The following is a 15,756-nucleotide window of genomic DNA, read 5'->3' as shown; positions in this document are numbered from 1 at the left end:
GACGCTTATGTTGAAGGCTTTGGTGATCCTCTCAAGAAGCCTTGATTAAGTGATGTAGATGAAGACAAGAATAAAAGAATTGCAAAGTATGACATGACATAGGAAGAACTTGCAAAAAAAGTGGGAGTTAGAAGGGAAACAATAGTGTTTCTTGAAAAAGGAAAATACAACCCTTCTCTCAAGTTAGCATACAAGGTAGCAAAAGCCCCTAAACACAAGTATAGAGGAGTTGTTTATAATTGATGAGGATGAATAAACATAAGGATAGCTTATTTAACCTCCCAAATCTGCCTTTAAGAGCAATGAAAATATAAAATTTTTATATGGTATTATCGACTGCTGGCATTAGAATGGTAAAATATATAAAGGTTAAATTTTAATTATTGGTGGGACCTATAAAAAACACAATAAAGGTGAGATGATAGTATGGATTACATGAAACTTATTGTTTCCATATTGATTCCTTTAATTGTTGGATTTGCTGGCTCCTTTTTTACTTCAAGTTCTATTAATAGCTGGTATAGCACCATAAACAAACCTTCGTTTAATCCACCAAACTGGTTATTTGCACCTGTATGGACTTTGCTTTTCATATTAATAGGAATCTCTTTTTACTTGGTGTGGAATAAAGATTTTGGAGACATTAGATCATGGGTGCTGCTAATTTATGGTGCAAACCTTGCCCTCAACCTGTTGTGGTCTTTGTTGTTCTTTGGGCTGAGAAACCCATATCTGGCACTCATAGAAATAGTAATTTTATGGTTTGTTATTTTAGGCAATATCATTGTTTTCTATAGGATCTCAAGGACAGCAGGTTTACTGCTAATCCCATATCTCCTGTGGGTTACTTTTGCAAGCTTTCTCAACTATAATATTTATATCTTAAACAGATAAAATGCGTTTATGTTAGAAACGGCCCGCGCCCTAAAGAGTTTCCCACGCGCCAAATATAAGACGTGGGGGCGGGTATCGCCTCACTTTTCTCACTCTCTCACCCAGCACTGGAGGGCTTGGGTGGGATTAGCATGCGCGTATGCGGATGGGTTGCTCGTCCTCCATTATGTGGTATAGCATGACAGCCGGGCCCTTGTAGCCCCACCTGATAAAAAAAGTTGTGGGAGATGGCGTCACCACCTTACACGTCGCCAGTATCGGTATTTCCAGCCATAGACCGTCATCAGCGTCCCCGCGTTTTCATCGCTCGCGTTGATGAAGGACCAAGGGTTGAGGAGATCCCTACCATAGTTGCACCATCTTACAAGGGACTCGTTGAGGTAATGAGGGGTTGCGGAAGGGGTTGTAGGTTCTGTGATCCTAATTTAAGGGTTGCTCGTTACATACCTCTAGAAAAAAATCGAAGAGGAGATAATGTTAAACATCAAAGCGAGTATAAACCATGCATGGCTCCACAGTGAGGATATCTTTCTGTACAAAGTTGAGGATAAGAGGAACTTTTATCCAAATGCTGAGGCAGTTGTTGAGCTCTTTGAGATGGCAAGAGGATACACAAGAAATGTCAATCCCACTCACGGATCAGTGGCAGGAGTACTGGCAAATCCGAGGATGGTTGAGGCGATTTCTCACATATTGGGGGCAAGCGATAACCATTGGATTGGGATACAGGTTGGATTTGAGACAGCTTCACCAAGGTTAATGGAGATGTACCTGAACAACAAAATGAAGCCATTCCCGCCGAAGGAGTGGCCTTGGGTTTTCTTACATCTCTAAGTGAGCTGTTTGCAGAGAGAACCTACGAAATACTATCCAGAAAATCTGAAAATGAAGAATCAAGAGAGATAGCAACTCAGCTTGCACTCTTTGAAAAAAATCACTATGAGAGGATTAAAAAAGCGTATGAACTTGTCCTAAAGCTAAAGGAAGACAAGGTAGAAACGGCAAAAGACCTGAAACCCGGAGGTTACATTTTTGAAGATAAAACCAAAGCGCGTTATTTCTTTCTGGATCTCCCGGCGGAAGATCCCAAAAGGGTTGTATTCTCAAGAGATCCCCCGAAGAAGTGAAACTCTGGATGAAAAAAGATTTAAAGTCCTTTTGGATAAGTAATACAATTTGCAAGCACTGCATACCTCCAAGAACCCTTCTGGAATCTCTGGAAGAACTAGCAGAAGAAGAATTGGAGGTCATTCTAATTGAAAACCTTGAGGCATTGTATTTGGTTGCTAAAGACTTTAAGAGCTTTTACTTAAAGCTAACCAAACTAAGAGACCTTTCAATTCAAAAAAAGCACTATCTGGTACTATCGGTGAACAAAGATATCTTGGAAAATGGGGAATGGGATATTCTAACTTCAGAATTTAAATACATACCATAAAAATAAAAGGGATTTGAGCCGAATTTGGCTATTTCCGGGCTTTTCTTACATTTTTTTCGGCTTTATCATGGGCTCACCGATGGTGCCGATGTAGTAGGTTCCAAGAACGTAGTAGTCGTTCTGGTCATGTTTCTCGAAGAAGACCCCCGTGGCGTTCGTGCCGCAGTACCTTATTATAGCCTCTCTCCCGCCGGAGTGAACATCTATCAGCGACGTGACGTTGTAAACGTCGTTTCCGACGATTATCCAGCAGTCGTTTTCCGTGTTGTGCCTCGCGACCTCCTGAACGGTCAAAAGCGTGCCCGCGGAGACGCTCGATGGCATCGGGCCGTTTCCGTGAGGAACCAGCGAGAGGAGCAGTAACACAGCTATCCCGAGCGTCCAGGCCGATAGCACGGCTTTTCTGGTCTTCGCTTCCCTCAGGCGCTCAAATCTCTCGAGGATCAGGTATATTCCAGCCGTTGCATGGACGTAGAACAGGCCGATGAAGAGGTAGGCGGAGACGAGGTGAACCTTCCTCGCGGTTTCGCCGCTCATGATGGAGCCAAGGAGTGAGCTCGGGTAGTTCATCGCGAGGCCGCTTAGCATCAGCGCTAAACTTGCCGCTATCAGCAGTTCACCCGATATTACCAGCAATTTGGTTGTGCGCTTCACCCTTTCACCTCAGCATCCCTTGCAGGTACTTACGCCCAGGAGTTTATAAATTGCACAGAACCCTGTCAGCCCGGTCACCAGTGCTATCAGTCCAATTATCAGAAGCACGGTCCTGTAGGGCACGTTCATGCCGGCCCAGACGCCGAGAAGGACTATGCCTATAACCACCCTGAGGAGCCTATCCACGGTTCCCTCGTTCGTCTCCATCGAAATCACCTCGATTTTTTAGATACTCGGAAACGTTTATATTGATTTCCCAGGAAAATGAAGATAAAAGCCTTTAAAATGAAGGTGATTTTATGGACGAGCGCGACATGATAATATACCGCCTGCTGAGGAAGAACGGCAGGATGAAGGTTTCCGGGATAGCGAGGGAGCTCGGCATAAGCCACGCCTCCGCGAGGGAGAGACTGGGAAAGCTGGAAGAGAGGGGAGATGTGAAAATACAGGCCCTTCTCAACATCAGGAAGAGAAACTTCGTATCGGCGGTCGTGAATCTGCGCGTGAGGAGCATGGACGAGGCCGAAAAATTAGCGGACGTTTTTGCGAAGTGTCCGAGGACGGTCTTCGTTGCCACGACGACCGGCAAGTACAACCTCAACCTGGCGCTAATAGCTGAGGACTACTCCGCCCTCGAGGCTACCATAGAGAACACCATACGGCCGATGGAGAGCGTAAGGGAGATGGACGTATCCCTCGGCTCGGCTCCCGCCTACCCGGAGTTCGTGGACTTCAAGCTTGATCCGGTGAGGGAAGTGGCCCCCTGCGGTAAGGTGTGCACCGACTGCTATCTCTACGGAAAAAAGTGCTCGGGCTGTCCCGCGACGGTTCATTTTAAGGGACTGAAGGGAGAGGCCGAACATTAAAGCCTCTCCGCTTTCTCTATCAGGTTTCTTCTTACTTCATCCCTTATCGGCTTCAGCGCCTTCGCGTACCTCTCAAGCGTCCTGAAAAGCCGCTCGACCCTCTCCGTGTATTTTTCATCCTTCAGCTCTTCGCCATCAAAGAGGTCATCGACGTTGTGGAAGAGCACTTGGGCCACGGGGAGCATGCGGTAGTTAACCGAAGCCAATCTGAGCTCCTGCAAAAGCCTCGTTCCCCCGGTAACGACCGAGACCGTGACGATGCCGACGGGCAGTCCTTCGTACTCGTCGAATATCGTGTCGAGGAGTATCTTCAGCTCTCCCGGGTAGCTCCCGTTGTACTCGGGGGCCACTATGACGAGGGCGTCCGCCTCGAGGATCCTGCCCCTGTACTTCTCCATCTCCGGCGTTACCTTCCAGCGGTGGGTGTAGCCCAGTAGGTAGTCCCTCACGTCTATGAGCTCGGCCTCCCAGCCCAGTTCCCGGGCTTTTTTAAGGACGTACCCGGCCACCCTCTCGCTCTTCCTTCCCTCCCTTGCCGTTCCGAGAATTATCTTAACCTTCACACTATCACCGTATCGGGTTCGATCCGGCAATATTTAAATTTGACCTTCAAAATAGAATTTTTTTGATTTTGGAACTTACCATTCTGTTAGGCAAACCTTTTTAAATTAGGATTACCTAATAACAGACGAGGTGAATCAAATGGTGAAGGTTGGAGAAACCGTACCGGACTTTGAGGCCGACGCGTACTTCCCGGAGAAGGACGAGATCGGAAAGGTTAAGTTCTCGGATTACAGGGGTAAGTGGGTCGTTTTAGCCTTTTACCCCGCCGACTTCACGTTCGTCTGCCCCACGGAGCTTGAGGAGCTCGCGGACTACTACGAGAAGTTCAAGGCCGAGGGCGCCGAGATCATGAGCGTCTCGACCGATACGGCCTACGTCCACAAGGCCTGGCACGACACTTCGCCGGGGATAAAGAAGATAAGGTACCCGATGCTCGCCGACCCTGCCGGGAAGCTCTGCAGGCTCTTCGGCACCTACAAGGAGGACGAGGGCGTCTCGTGGAGGGCCACCTTCATAATCGACCCCGACGGGAAGGTCGTCCACATGGAGATGCACGACCTGAGCATAGGGAGGAGCGCGAAGGAGATACTCAGGCGGCTCCAGGCGTCGAAGTACGTGAGGGAACACCCCGGCCAGGTCTGCCCGGCGAGCTGGGAGCCCGGCAAGGAGACCCTCGAGGTCAGCCTTGATCTGGTTGGGAAGCTCTGAGCCCATCCGGCTTCTTTTATCTTTAAATCAAATCTCATGGATCGTTGACCTTTCCCGGTTTGGGCCAGAGGGGAGTTCAATGTTCCTCCCATGCGGCCGGTAGTCCTCGTCTTCCGGGCCGATATTTCCGGGAAACTCTTTTAAAGCCGTGAAAAAAGTCCATCAGGGATGTTAAATGCATCACCACCATTCCCACGGGGAAGGGCTCAAGGGCAGGATGCTTCTCTCGGTTATTCTCAATTTCACCATAACGGTGGCGGAGGTCGTCGGCGGAATTCTCTCGGGGAGTCTCGCCCTCCTCGGGGATTCCCTCCACAACTTCAGCGACGCCATGAGCATTTTGGCGAGCTACGTTGCAATAAGAATAGGCGAAAAGGAAAGGAACGAGAAGTACACCTTTGGGTACAAGAGGGCCGAGATTCTGGTGGCCTTCGCCAATTCCGCCGTTCTCTTTGGAGTTGTGGTTTTTCTGCTCGTGGAGGCCTACAGACGTTTTAGAAATCCACACCCGATTCACGGTTCTTTGATGCTCGGAGTTGCCCTGGTGGGGCTTTTTGCAAACTTAATCTCGGTCTTCCTCCTCCACGGGCACGCCCACGAGAACATAAACGTCCGCTCCGCTTACCTCCACCTCCTCAGCGACACCCTCTCGTCGGTCGCGGTCGTGCTCGGTGGACTCGCCATAATCCTCTGGGACACCCTCTGGCTCGACCCCGTTATAACGGTTGCTATCTCCATCTACATCCTGAAGGAAGGCTACGACATCCTCAAGGAGACCGTTGAGATTCTAATGGAAGCCGCCCCCAGGCTCGACCTCGCGGAGATAAAGCGCGAGATAGAGTCCATCCCAGGGGTCAGGAACGCCCACCACTTTCACGCCTGGCGCATCGGCGAGCACGAGGTTCACTTCGAGTGCCACGTCGAGGTCCGGGACATGCTCATAAGCGAGGCTCAGGGGATCATAGACGAGATCGAGGAACTCCTGAAGAATTACGGGGTAACGCACGTGACGGTTCAGCTGGAAGTGGACAGGTGCCAGGAGAAGGGTATAATATGCGGCTCCGAAAGGCGAACGGAACATAGCCGGGTGTAAGAAGTTCCCTTAATCTACATGATTCGTTCTTTGATGTCCGTTGTCAGGGTAACGTGGCAGGGCGGTTCCTGACCCGTATAACACTTTGCCAACTCTGTGGCTCCTGTCCGTGGTGTACCGAGGGGGAACGCAGAGTTCCGCGCGGTCATGCACTCAGTGCAGGTGGTTGTGTCCCTCCCGGTGACAGTCATGTTCTTCCTTTCCCTCCTCTATCCTTTCCTTCCAGTGGGGGTCCACTTCGAGAGCCTGGTGGATGAAGGCCTCGACGACGTCTCTAACCCGTCCGTACGCTCCCGTGACAACCTCAACGCCGAATTCCCTGAAGTACTCGGCCGCCCTCCTTCCCATGCCGTAGGCCAGGACGACATCCCCGCCGTGCTCCCTTATGAAGTTTGGAAGGTCTCCGGGGCCGTGTTCGTCGAAGGGCACCTCAACGACTTCCGCGTTCTTTATTTCTCCTTCCTCAACGTCCGCGAAGACGAAGTACTTCGCCCTCCCGAAGTGACCGCTAACGTTGCTCTCCAATCCTTCCTTATCTTCAGCAGGAACCGCTACCCTCATCGTGACCACCAAAAATATGAACTGTTATTCAAATATAAAGTTTGTGCATATGCTCGCTTCCATGTCGGCGAGCCCTTGCGATCATCGGGGGCAAGGGGCTCAAAGCTAAGGTTGGAGGAAGGGAAATCCTCGCGGGAAACAGAAAACTCATGGAAGAGGCGGGCTATCCTATTGAGGACGTTGAAGAGGTTCTCCACAAACTCGAAGATGAGGCGAAGACGGCCGTAATTGTAGCCATAGACGGAAAGATAGTTGGTGTGATGGGCATAGCCGACACGATAAAGGAGAACGCAAGGGAAGCGATAGAGGAGCTCCACAGGATGGGCAAGAAGGTCGGCATGATAACGGGCGATAACAGGAGAACGGCTAACGCCATAGCGAAACAGCTCAAGATAGACTACGTTCTGGCAGAGGTGCTCCCGGGGGACAAGGCCAGCGAGGTCAGGAAGCTCCAGGAGAGGGGAGAGGTCATCATCTTCGTCGGCGACGGCATAAACGACGCCCCGGCCCTGGCCCAGGCGGACGTGGGTATAGCCGTGGGCTCGGGGACGGACGTAGCCATGGAGAGCGGTGAGATAGTCCTCATGAGGGATGACGTAAGGGACGTCGTCCGGGCTATAAAGCTCAGCCAGAAGACCCTCTCCAAGATAAAGCAGAACTTCTTCTGGGCGATGGTGTACAACACCATCCTGATACCGGTGGCGGCGGGTGTCCTCTACCCGACGTTCGGGATAGTCTTCAGGCCCGAGTGGGCGGCCGGAGCAATGGCCATGAGCAGTGTTAGCGTTGTGAGTAACTCGCTCCTGCTGAAGAGGAAAAATTCTTTGAGCATCTCCCCCGTTTTCTCTTTTGGTATTTATTCCTCTTCGTAATTTACTGGGCTGGATTGGCTCGAAGATCACCAGAGGAAATTAGGGAAAGAATGTTAAGCGGGGAATTGGCGCTCTACATTAATAGCCCTTTTACTGCTTGCGATTACAAATGCCTACATGTCACGGAAAGGAGTTAAATACGATAATACCCCAAGGGCAGCGGTTTTCATGCTTATTCGGTTCCTCATTATGACCCTCGTGACAATGTACGTGGGAAGAGCCTCCATACTGTTTATCGTAGCCCTCATTCTAATTTACATCAATACGGGCATAAGAGTAAAGGAAGACAGGAAGCACTAATTAAAAGTAAAGCCCCGATCATGCGAGCAATTTTTCTTATGTTTAACCACAAAAGAAAATCATAATAACTCTTTAACCAATTGATGCACATGAAAATTCCAGTAAGGTATTTAAGGATTAACAAACTTTTCCATTGATTTTAAAGTCCCGAAGGAGGTAGTCGGATGATTGAATTCCTCAAAGCCTTCCTGATGTGGTTTATCGTGTTCTCGAGCTCGGCCTTTGCAACGTCCCTTACAGTAAAATGGAAGGAGAAGATGGGAGTTCTAACGATGCAAACCACGATGTTCCTGCTTTCCTTCCTCCTAATCGCGCTGATAAATCCGGGACTTCTAAAACTTCAGGTGGACATAAAGATTGTAACCCTGGCAATTCTAAGCGGTTTTATCCTTTCCTTCTCTCTAAACATCATAGGGCGGAACTCCTCCCCTTCAATGCCGAGTTTCTTTCCAAGGGGAGTGGAAAGGGTCTTTATTCTGCTCTTCCTCGCCCCGCTGAGTGAAGAAACCCTGAACAGAGCACTAATCGAGGGCTATCTCCTGAGTTACGGCCACTTCTGGAGCGCAATATTCTTCTCCGCCCTGCTCTTTTCCCTGCCCCACTGGATGGCCTTCGAAGGTAAGAAGGGCGAAAGAGGGTTTATAGTTATAGGTGCCTTTCTCCTCGGCTCGCTGGCGGGTTATTTCTACGCCCTTGGAGGTATTTTTCCAGCGTTTCTCGCCCACTCGTCGGCGAACCTGGCCGGGATGGTTGCTGAAAAACCGGGGAGGGGCATGTAAGCCGAACTCAAGGATCCGCCCTCGTGAACCACTTCGCATCCAGGCTTTGGTCTATCTCAAGGATAGAAAGGAGGTGGCCAGGCAAAATCTCATAAGAAGGAAGATATTCTCATAAAGTTCAAAGAGCTCAAAAGGTTATAGCCCCTTTGCGGACACCCCAACCGGAAAGATGCTACCAAGATTTCTGGGGCTTTTTTCATACATTAAGATTTTGGTAGGAACGGTTAAAGAGACACCTTGCTTCTTGATAAACATCAATATTTTTCTTTTTTAACCGGAAGGCTAATAATTCATGGGAACGATAATCTGAACATGAAGCGCCTGAAGGTCAGGATACCCAGCACCGGAGAACTTTCCGCCGGTTTTGAGTGGTTCTTTGAGGCGATAGAATGGGCCTACGGGGATACCTACTTTATCATGGGTGCTGACGTTGTAAAACTGGTCGAGATCAAGTTCAGGGATGATGTAGACCCTCAGGGGATGCTCGAGCGGCTGGAATCCCTCCCCCAGGTTAAGGATGTAAAGGCCTTCCCGCGTGACGGGCATTATCTCCTGTATTTGAGGGTGTCCCTCGAGCAACAGCGGGAGCTGGTTGAGAGGCTCTTTGAGCTCCAGAGAAAAGGGTTGGTGGTTTTTGAGAGCGGAACCTTTACCGGTGGCGAGAGCCTTCTTTCGGTCCTCTGCGAGGATGAACTCGTTGGGGACGTGATTAAAACCCTCGCGGCGGACTACGGTGCAAGGGTGATCAGTGTTGATGACGCCGAAGCCAGGAAGAGCCCCATCCTGAAGCTCACAAAGCGGCAGGCGGAGGTTCTTCTCCTCGCCTACAAGAGCGGGTACTTCGATAATCCACGCAAGGTGACGCTCAGGGAGCTTGCGGAGATGCTCAACCTGAGCCCCTCGACGGTGAAGGAGCACCTGAGGAAGGCCCAGAGGAAGGTGCTCGAGGAGGTCATCGGATAGTTCCTTCTGTATGTTTTCTGTATGTTTTATCGCGATGGGAAGATGCCCCGTTAATGCTTCCCGACTCACAGGCCTCATAGGTTCAAGAATCACCCGATCCCGACAAGTACTGCAAAAACGACGTTTGAGTCGATTGTTATACCGGGCCCTTCCATAATCCCCTGCCCACTTTCTTTCAGGGTTTAGGGCATTTTCTTCTTTCATGTGTACCCCCTAACCCCCTCTTCAACTGGCACTATAATTTTCGGGGTCTCCTTACTACCGCACATGTGCGGGACTATGTATAAGTACATTGACGCCCTATTTTAAACAGGTGAAAGCATGCCGGTAATTGAGGTTAGGGACGTTAGGAAGTATTACGGGGAATCGCGGGGCGTGGAGAATTTAAGCTTTGAGGTTGAGAAAGGGGAAATCTACGGGTTTCTCGGGCCGAACGGCGCCGGAAAAACGACCACGGTGAAGATACTGGTCAAGATTATCAAGGACTACACAGGGGACGTGAAGGTTTTTGGAAAGAAACTGGAGGAGTGGGGTAAGGACTACTACAACAAAATCGGTGTCTCATTTGAGTTTCCGGCCGTTTACTCGAGGCTTACGGCCCTGGAGAACCTTGAGTTCTTTGCGAGCTTTTACAGCAAACACCTCGATCCGATGGAGGCCCTGAAGCTCGTCGGGCTCGATAAGGAATCCGATAAGCTCGTGTCCGGGTTTTCCAAGGGTATGAAAAAGAAGCTCGACCTTGCGAGGGCCCTGCTTCCCGATCCTGAGATACTCTTCCTCGACGAGCCGCTGGAGGGTCTCGACCCCGCGAGTGCGAGGCGGGCAAAGGACCTCTTCCTCGAGCTCAGGGATGCGGGCAAGACGATATTCCTCACGACCCACAACATGTACGTCGCCGATGAGCTGTGCGACAGGGTGGCCTTCATAGTTGACGGCGCCGTAAGGCTCGTGGACAATCCGGGCGAGCTCAAGATCAGGATGGGGAAGAGACTTGTCAGGGTGGAATACGTTGCCGCCGGCGATGTTAGCGTCAAGGAATTTTCGATTGAGGGAATCGGCCGGAACGAGGAGTTTCTGGACATCCTCAGGAACCATGAAGTACGCAGAATCAACACCGAAGAACCCACCCTCGAAGAGATCTTCCTCAAGGTGACGGGGAGGAGACTTGTATGATGGGGAACATAATCAGGACAAACATCGTCCTCGGTGTGAGGAGCTACGTTTACCCGATATACATTCTGATAGGCCTGGCTTACGGCCTGATGCTGATGATGTTCCCCGAGCGGTACCTTCCCACACTGGTGCCGATTTTCATCCTCTTTGAGCCGGGACTCGTGGGCTTCATGTTCGTGGGCACCGAGATATTCGCCGAGAAGAAAGACGGTGCGATAGGGGCCCTGTCCGTTACGCCGATAGACTGGAGGGGCTACATCGCTGCCAAAACCCTCATAATGAGTCTTCTGTCGGTCATCGGTGCGGTGCTGATAATGGCCGTCGGAACGAGGTCTCTCGAAGGTATCTCCTACGTGATAACCGGCGCGTTCCTCGTCTCGGTCGTTTACACGCTCCTCGGCATAGGGATCTCCGCAAAATACCACGACCTGGACGATTACTTCGTCCCGATAATGGGGGTTTTGATAGTCTCGCTCCTGCCCTTTGCCCACTACCACGGTTACCTGAGGGGTGAGATCTGGAAGGTCCTCTACCTGATCCCGAGCTACCCCGGGATCTACTTCTTCACGGCGCCCTTCGAGGAGGTATCAACGAACGCATTGATGTGGTCCGCCGTGGCTCTGCTCCTCTGGGCGGGAGTGGCATATTACATCGCTAAAATCAGGTTTTACAGATACGCCGTGGAGGGATTGAGATGAGTTTCGTGAAGAGATTCGGGGCCGTCTACAGAACCGACCTCAAGCTGTTGCGGAGGGACCCGATGCTCCTCTACAGCGTTGCCATGGTATTCGTACTCCTCTTAATCGTCCGCTACTTCAAGGAGCGCGTTGGAGTTTATTACCCGCTTCTGGCACTGCTGGCACTGATATTCATCCCCATGATACTTGGGATGGTGCCGGGGTTCATGATGGCGGACGAGAAGGAGGACAGGACCATACAGGCCCTGCGGGTGATTCCGATATCGAGTGAGGCGTTTCTGGCCTACAGGCTCACGTGGGCATCCATCGCCACCGCCCTGCTGACGGCGGTATCCCCGAAAATCCTCGATGTGGAGCTATCGGGAAGGGGGCTTTTGGTCCTGGGGGCCCTCTTCGTCCTTGAGGTCTGGATTTACGGGCTGCTGATCACGGTGTTCTCGGAGTCCAGGATGCAGGCTTTGACGGTCTCTAAGGTCATTGGGTGGTTCCTGATGCTACCGCCGCTGATAAGGCTCGTGGTGGTGTGGAGGAACCTCTCAACCGACTGGAGCAGGTTCACAGCGTTTTTACCGACCTACTGGCTTTACAGAGTGTTCGAAGGCATCCCGAAAAACGATTACGGCGACCTTCCAATGGCTTTGGCGGTTCACCTGCTCTGGCTCGCTCCGCTGGTCTGGATGTTCAGGAGGAGGGTGCTTTAAACCTTTAATTTTCCAGGAAGAACAGATGAGAAAAGAAAGAAGCTCACTCGAGCTTCTTGTGGCAGAACCACCAGTCGTAGCACTCAATCTCGCCCTTGGCCTTGGCCTCCTCCCTGGCCTTCTTCTCCTCGACGCTGGCTGCCGGCGGGACTATGACGTGGTCGCCGATGAGCTCGTTGTTGGGCCACTTGTGCGGCAGGGCGACGCCCTTCTCGGTGCTGATCTTGAGGGCCTTGACGAGGCGGAGTATCTCGTCCCAGTCCCTGCCGACCTCGGCCGGATAGTAGACGATGGCCCTGATGACGCCCTTATCGTCGACGACGAAGACCGCCCTGGCGGTTATAGTGGCGCCGCTGGGTATCATCCCGAGCTTCTCGGCGAGGTCGCCGCGGTCGTCGGCTATTATCGGGAAGGTTATCTCCTCACCGAGGTTGTCCTTTATCCACTCCATCCACTTGATGTGGCTGAAGACCTGGTCGACGCTCAGTCCAATCGGCTCGACGCCGAGCTCCCTGAACTGCTCAACGCGCTTCTGCATTCCGTAGAACTCCGTCGTGCAGACCGGGGTGAAGTCGGCCGGGTGGCTGAACAGTATGAACCACTTGCCCTTCTCTTTGAAGTAGTCCGGCAGCTTTATGACCCCGTGGGTGGTCTTGACCTCAACTTCCGGAAACTTTTCTCCTATCACGACCATTTCCATCACCTCATTTTTCTATGGTTTCTTCACTATAAACCTGTAGGGTTCGAATATATAAATCTTTCGGTTCGGCTAACGGATTAGTTTTGTCGAATATCCAAACGATTTAAGAGGGAGAAGGCTGGTTGTACAGGGACCGGCCTTAACCGCTCGTCAAGGTGGAAAAAGAGCCAAATTTTTGTCGTCAAAAATAAATTACGAGAAAGTCATTTTCGCCTTAAACCCGCTTTACATCGACCCACGTTGAATGGTAGGCGGAACCGTTGCCGTATTTTTCAACGGTTTCATCCGTCGTCAGGAAGTTGGCGTTCCATCCGAGGAGCCTAACCCAGAAGGCCTTGTAGAGCAGGACGACACCCGGGGGAACGTCCTCGGTGAGTCTGGCCACCGTCCTTATCCTCCCGCGCTCGTTGAAGACCTCGACGTTGTCCCCGTCCTCGATTCCCCGCTCCCCCGCGTCCACGGGGTTAATGTAGAGGTTCGGGTCTATCATCCCGTACGTGTTGTGGTACTGGCTCGTTATCGTCATCCTGTGGGTCGGCGTCAGGAGCCTCAGCGGGTGCCTTCCTTCCACCTTTCTGTACCATGGGAAGGGTCTCAGACCGCGCTCAACGGCGCGCTGTGAGAAGAACTCGATCTTTCCGCTCGGCGTCTCCCATCTCCTCGGCTTCTCCGGGACCTTAACGAAGCCCCTCTCTCTGAGCTCGTCCCAGCTGAGGCCGTTCAGCTCGAGGACCCTGCGTATAACCTCCTCATCGCTCTCGTAGAGGTAGGGGTTCTCGATGCCCATGGCCCTGGCGAGCAGTCTCGTTACCTCGCTGTTGCTCTTCCCGTGGAGCCTCGCAACGGGCTCGTTCAGGGCAACGTAGCGGTGATAGTAGCTGTCCGCCACGTCAAGGCGCTCGAAGAAGGTGTTCGCCGGCAGGACGACGTCCGAGTACAGGGCGGTGTCGGTGAGGAAGATGTCGTGCGTGACCACGAAGATCTCCTTTTCGCGCAGGGCCCTTCTCAGCCTGTTCTGGTTGGGAAGGCTCGCGAGGGGGTTGGAGTTGTAGACGTAGAGGAACCTGACCTCTCCCCGCTCGATGTACTCGGTTAGCTTCATCTGGGGGATTTTTTTAGAGGGCTTCGTTCGAAGAAAGGTCCCTTCCGCATAACTTTTATCGATGACCTTCATGTCGTAGATGAAGCCGAAGCGGTGGCCGACGAGGGCGGGTAAAAGCGCTATCGCCCTGACCGCTTCTCCCCCCGCGAGGGAGCGCTGGAGGCCGTAGCCGATGTGGATCACCCCCCGCTTTTCCGCGAACCCCCTCGCGAACTCCTCTATCTCCTCGACCCCTATCCCGGTTTCCCTGCTCACGTAATCGAGCTGGAGCTTTTCTACGTATCTCCTGAATTCCTCAAAACCGTAAACGTTCTCCCGGACGAAGTCCCTCTCGTAGAGCCCCTCCTCTATCATGACCTTCGCAACGCCCAGGGCGAAGAGGACGTCGGTGTCGGGCCTTATTCGGAAGAAGCGGTGGCTTCTCCTGGCGGTTTCCGTTCTAACGACGTCTACCGTCCAGATCTCAAGGTTGTGCCTTCTGGCAAGGGTGAAGCCGTGGAGGTTCGTCCAGAATGCGTTGATGCCCCAGTAGACGATGAGCCTCTGGTTCCTGAGCTCTTCGGGGTCCATTCCAACCGCGGTTCCGTAGACGTCCCTTAAAGCCTCCTGCCCGGCCCTGTCGCAGATACCGTAGTCGAGAACCGCGGCGTTCAGGTAGTGAAAGAGCCTCAGCGGGAAGGCGTAGTTGACCACACCCCTGTCCCCGGCGTACTGGTAAACCAAAACGCTCTCGCTTCCGTAATCTTCGATGACCTCCTTCAGCTTCCGGGCTGTCAGCCCTATCGCTTCCTCCCAGCCAACCTCCCTGAACTCCCCGCTTCCCCTCTCGCCGGTTCTGACGAGGGGATTCTTGAGCCTGTCCTTGGCATGGAACCACTTCGGCAGTAAGGCCCCCTTCGGACAGAGGAAACCGGCGGTTATCGGATGTTCCGGGGTTCCCCTGACCCTGAGCCTCCCGTCTATTTCGCTCACCATCGAGCACGTGTCGTAGCAGTCGCGCATGCAGACCGAGAACGGCATGGCAACCCCCGGGGTTAGATGGTCGGGAGGATATAAAACTCCTCCGGAAGTCTATGGGGGCCGTACGCGGGAACCACGGTGAGAAAAGCAACCCGACGGTTCACGGAGAGATCCTGACCCTCTCCGCGGCGTCCCTCTTAACGAGAACGTCCCCGATGCTGCGGGGGATGACGACGAGGTCTCCAGCCCTGAAGGGCCCGTACTCCCTAAGTTCAGTATCGAGTACCTTTGGCAGGTCAACCTTGATTATGTAAGCCTCCCTCGGGACGCTCTTTCTAACGGTTTCTTCCGTTTCCACCTCTTCCTGAACTTCGACGGCTTCCCCCGGGACCTCCGGTAACTCCTCCCGCTCCATGAAAGCCCTGAGCACCCGGAAGATCCTCTTCTCCTCCTCCGTCATGCCGTAGGGGGCCCCTTCGACTGCGAGGTCAACGATCTTGTGGAGCCTTATCTTGATGATCTCGCGCATTAACCTTTCCGCTATGCCCAGCTGGGCCAGGTAGAGGCGCTCCTCCACGCTCTCCCCCCTCTCGCGGGAGCTCTCGGCGCTTAGCTTAAGGGCCTTGATGAGGCTATCGAACTCGCGGTAGAACTCACCGTCCAGCTCCGTCAGCTCATTCGAGGAAAGCTCCGCCTCGAGCAACTCCCTGAGCTTTACGATGTCCACGCT

18 protein-coding genes and 3 pseudogenes are annotated in these 15,756 nt (G+C 52.4%); 14 read left to right on the top strand and 7 right to left on the bottom strand.

Features of this window, described 5'->3' with window-relative positions:
• Window positions 1-114: 114 nt before the first annotated feature.
• The 5 genes and pseudogenes from A3L02_RS10520 to A3L02_RS05465 all read left to right on the top strand — a co-directional run.
• A pseudogene (locus A3L02_RS10520) lies at window positions 115-243 on the top strand (helix-turn-helix transcriptional regulator); the annotation flags it as partial.
• A 183-nt stretch (window positions 244-426) separates the two neighbouring features.
• On the top strand, window positions 427-894 hold the full coding sequence (locus A3L02_RS05480; RefSeq protein WP_054834174.1) for a TspO/MBR family protein: 468 nt from the start codon (window positions 427-429) through the stop codon (window positions 892-894).
• Between the two features lie 323 nt (window positions 895-1,217).
• Window positions 1,218-1,722: pseudogene (locus A3L02_RS05475) on the top strand (radical SAM protein); the annotation flags it as partial.
• Complete coding sequence (locus tag A3L02_RS05470; protein WP_088862990.1) at window positions 1,707-2,021, top strand: ferritin family protein; 315 nt, start codon at window positions 1,707-1,709, stop codon at window positions 2,019-2,021. The pseudogene A3L02_RS05475 and the gene A3L02_RS05470, both read left to right, overlap by 16 nt.
• Window positions 2,018-2,332 carry a DUF835 domain-containing protein gene (locus A3L02_RS05465; RefSeq protein WP_157895737.1) on the top strand — a complete coding sequence of 105 codons (315 nt, stop codon included), beginning with the start codon at window positions 2,018-2,020 and terminating at the stop codon, window positions 2,330-2,332. Before A3L02_RS05470 ends, A3L02_RS05465 begins: the two co-directional genes overlap by 4 nt.
• Before the next feature lie 45 nt (window positions 2,333-2,377).
• On the opposite strand, the gene A3L02_RS05460 is transcribed toward A3L02_RS05465, so the two are convergent.
• Together A3L02_RS05460 and A3L02_RS05455 are read right to left on the bottom strand one after the other, a co-directional pair.
• On the bottom strand, window positions 2,378-2,986 hold the full coding sequence (locus A3L02_RS05460) for a cytochrome b5 domain-containing protein (protein ID WP_157895736.1): 609 nt from the start codon (window positions 2,984-2,986) through the stop codon (window positions 2,378-2,380).
• Window positions 2,987-2,995: 9 nt separating this feature from the next.
• Window positions 2,996-3,193, bottom strand: coding sequence for a YgaP family membrane protein (locus tag A3L02_RS05455; protein WP_054834169.1), 198 nt, complete (start codon window positions 3,191-3,193; stop codon window positions 2,996-2,998).
• Between the two features lie 92 nt (window positions 3,194-3,285).
• On the opposite strand from A3L02_RS05455, the gene A3L02_RS05450 reads away from it, so the two are divergent.
• A complete protein-coding gene (locus A3L02_RS05450; protein WP_088862987.1) occupies window positions 3,286-3,852 on the top strand; it encodes an Lrp/AsnC family transcriptional regulator in 567 nt (188 codons plus the stop codon).
• Here A3L02_RS05450 and A3L02_RS05445 read toward each other — a convergent pair.
• Window positions 3,849-4,415 (bottom strand): NADPH-dependent FMN reductase, encoded by a 567-nt coding sequence (locus A3L02_RS05445; protein ID WP_088862986.1) that lies wholly within the window; start codon window positions 4,413-4,415, stop codon window positions 3,849-3,851. The genes A3L02_RS05450 and A3L02_RS05445 overlap by 4 nt on opposite strands.
• Window positions 4,416-4,554: 139 nt before the next feature.
• On the opposite strand from A3L02_RS05445, the gene A3L02_RS05440 reads away from it, so the two are divergent.
• The gene (locus A3L02_RS05440) at window positions 4,555-5,124 is read left to right on the top strand and encodes a peroxiredoxin (protein WP_088862985.1); all 570 of its coding nucleotides are present in this window, start codon (window positions 4,555-4,557) and stop codon (window positions 5,122-5,124) included.
• A 175-nt stretch (window positions 5,125-5,299) separates the two neighbouring features.
• The gene (locus tag A3L02_RS05435) at window positions 5,300-6,217 is read left to right on the top strand and encodes a cation diffusion facilitator family transporter (protein ID WP_088862984.1); all 918 of its coding nucleotides are present in this window, start codon (window positions 5,300-5,302) and stop codon (window positions 6,215-6,217) included.
• Window positions 6,218-6,370: 153 nt separating this feature from the next.
• On the opposite strand, the gene A3L02_RS05430 is transcribed toward A3L02_RS05435, so the two are convergent.
• Entirely contained in the window at window positions 6,371-6,778 is a 408-nt protein-coding gene (locus A3L02_RS05430) for a NifB/NifX family molybdenum-iron cluster-binding protein (RefSeq protein WP_088862983.1), read from the bottom strand.
• Between the two features lie 83 nt (window positions 6,779-6,861).
• Here A3L02_RS05430 and A3L02_RS05425 point away from each other — a divergent pair.
• The 6 genes and pseudogenes from A3L02_RS05425 to A3L02_RS05395 form a co-directional block, all read left to right on the top strand.
• Window positions 6,862-7,650 (top strand): annotated as a pseudogene (locus A3L02_RS05425) (HAD-IC family P-type ATPase); the annotation flags it as partial.
• Window positions 7,651-8,114: 464 nt separating this feature from the next.
• Window positions 8,115-8,729: a CPBP family intramembrane glutamic endopeptidase gene (locus A3L02_RS05415; protein ID WP_088862982.1), complete on the top strand. Its 615-nt coding sequence runs from the start codon at window positions 8,115-8,117 to the stop codon at window positions 8,727-8,729.
• 312 nt (window positions 8,730-9,041) lie between these two features.
• Entirely contained in the window at window positions 9,042-9,692 is a 651-nt protein-coding gene (locus A3L02_RS05410) for a helix-turn-helix domain-containing protein (RefSeq protein ID WP_088862981.1), read from the top strand.
• Window positions 9,693-10,013: 321 nt separating this feature from the next.
• A complete protein-coding gene (locus A3L02_RS05405) occupies window positions 10,014-10,865 on the top strand; it encodes an ABC transporter ATP-binding protein (protein WP_088862980.1) in 852 nt (283 codons plus the stop codon).
• Window positions 10,862-11,563: a fluoroquinolone export ABC transporter permease subunit gene (locus tag A3L02_RS05400; protein ID WP_204247177.1), complete on the top strand. Its 702-nt coding sequence runs from the start codon at window positions 10,862-10,864 to the stop codon at window positions 11,561-11,563. Before A3L02_RS05405 ends, A3L02_RS05400 begins: the two co-directional genes overlap by 4 nt.
• Window positions 11,560-12,264 (top strand): ABC transporter permease, encoded by a 705-nt coding sequence (locus A3L02_RS05395; RefSeq protein WP_088862979.1) that lies wholly within the window; start codon window positions 11,560-11,562, stop codon window positions 12,262-12,264. Before A3L02_RS05400 ends, A3L02_RS05395 begins: the two co-directional genes overlap by 4 nt.
• A 43-nt stretch (window positions 12,265-12,307) precedes the next feature.
• Here the strand turns inward: A3L02_RS05395 and A3L02_RS05390 are convergent, their stop codons facing one another.
• From A3L02_RS05390 to A3L02_RS05380, 3 genes are all read right to left on the bottom strand, one after another.
• Entirely contained in the window at window positions 12,308-12,958 is a 651-nt protein-coding gene (locus tag A3L02_RS05390) for a peroxiredoxin (protein WP_088862978.1), read from the bottom strand.
• Between the two features lie 220 nt (window positions 12,959-13,178).
• Window positions 13,179-15,086 carry a molybdopterin-dependent oxidoreductase gene (locus A3L02_RS05385; RefSeq protein ID WP_088862977.1) on the bottom strand — a complete coding sequence of 636 codons (1,908 nt, stop codon included), beginning with the start codon at window positions 15,084-15,086 and terminating at the stop codon, window positions 13,179-13,181.
• Window positions 15,087-15,186: 100 nt separating this feature from the next.
• Window positions 15,187-15,753: a DNA replication complex subunit Gins51 gene (locus A3L02_RS05380; protein ID WP_088862976.1), complete on the bottom strand. Its 567-nt coding sequence runs from the start codon at window positions 15,751-15,753 to the stop codon at window positions 15,187-15,189.
• Between the last annotated feature and the right edge of the window lie 3 nt (window positions 15,754-15,756).

The organism is Thermococcus celer Vu 13 = JCM 8558 (genome assembly GCF_002214365.1).
Taxonomy (GTDB): domain Archaea; phylum Methanobacteriota_B; class Thermococci; order Thermococcales; family Thermococcaceae; genus Thermococcus; species Thermococcus celer.
Note: the sequence above shows the minus strand (reverse complement) of the source record. Positions and strands in the feature narration are given on the sequence as shown.

What these genes read in the sequence shown, in the direction of transcription:
- A3L02_RS05480 (WP_054834174.1), top strand. Translation starts at nt 427, where the DNA reads ATGGATTACATGAAACTTATTGTTTCCATATTGATTCCTTTAATTGTT.
- A3L02_RS05405 (WP_088862980.1), top strand. Translation starts at nt 10,014, where the DNA reads ATGCCGGTAATTGAGGTTAGGGACGTTAGGAAGTATTACGGGGAATCG.
- A3L02_RS05415 (WP_088862982.1), top strand. Translation starts at nt 8,115, where the DNA reads ATGATTGAATTCCTCAAAGCCTTCCTGATGTGGTTTATCGTGTTCTCG.
- A3L02_RS05450 (WP_088862987.1), top strand. Translation starts at nt 3,286, where the DNA reads ATGGACGAGCGCGACATGATAATATACCGCCTGCTGAGGAAGAACGGC.
- A3L02_RS05385 (WP_088862977.1), bottom strand. Translation starts at nt 15,086, where the DNA reads ATGCCGTTCTCGGTCTGCATGCGCGACTGCTACGACACGTGCTCGATG.
- A3L02_RS05435 (WP_088862984.1), top strand. Translation starts at nt 5,300, where the DNA reads ATGCATCACCACCATTCCCACGGGGAAGGGCTCAAGGGCAGGATGCTT.
- A3L02_RS05430 (WP_088862983.1), bottom strand. Translation starts at nt 6,778, where the DNA reads ATGAGGGTAGCGGTTCCTGCTGAAGATAAGGAAGGATTGGAGAGCAAC.
- A3L02_RS05440 (WP_088862985.1), top strand. Translation starts at nt 4,555, where the DNA reads ATGGTGAAGGTTGGAGAAACCGTACCGGACTTTGAGGCCGACGCGTAC.
- A3L02_RS05410 (WP_088862981.1), top strand. Translation starts at nt 9,042, where the DNA reads ATGAAGCGCCTGAAGGTCAGGATACCCAGCACCGGAGAACTTTCCGCC.
- A3L02_RS05400 (WP_204247177.1), top strand. Translation starts at nt 10,862, where the DNA reads ATGATGGGGAACATAATCAGGACAAACATCGTCCTCGGTGTGAGGAGC.
- A3L02_RS05390 (WP_088862978.1), bottom strand. Translation starts at nt 12,958, where the DNA reads ATGGTCGTGATAGGAGAAAAGTTTCCGGAAGTTGAGGTCAAGACCACC.
- A3L02_RS05455 (WP_054834169.1), bottom strand. Translation starts at nt 3,193, where the DNA reads ATGGAGACGAACGAGGGAACCGTGGATAGGCTCCTCAGGGTGGTTATA.
- A3L02_RS05395 (WP_088862979.1), top strand. Translation starts at nt 11,560, where the DNA reads ATGAGTTTCGTGAAGAGATTCGGGGCCGTCTACAGAACCGACCTCAAG.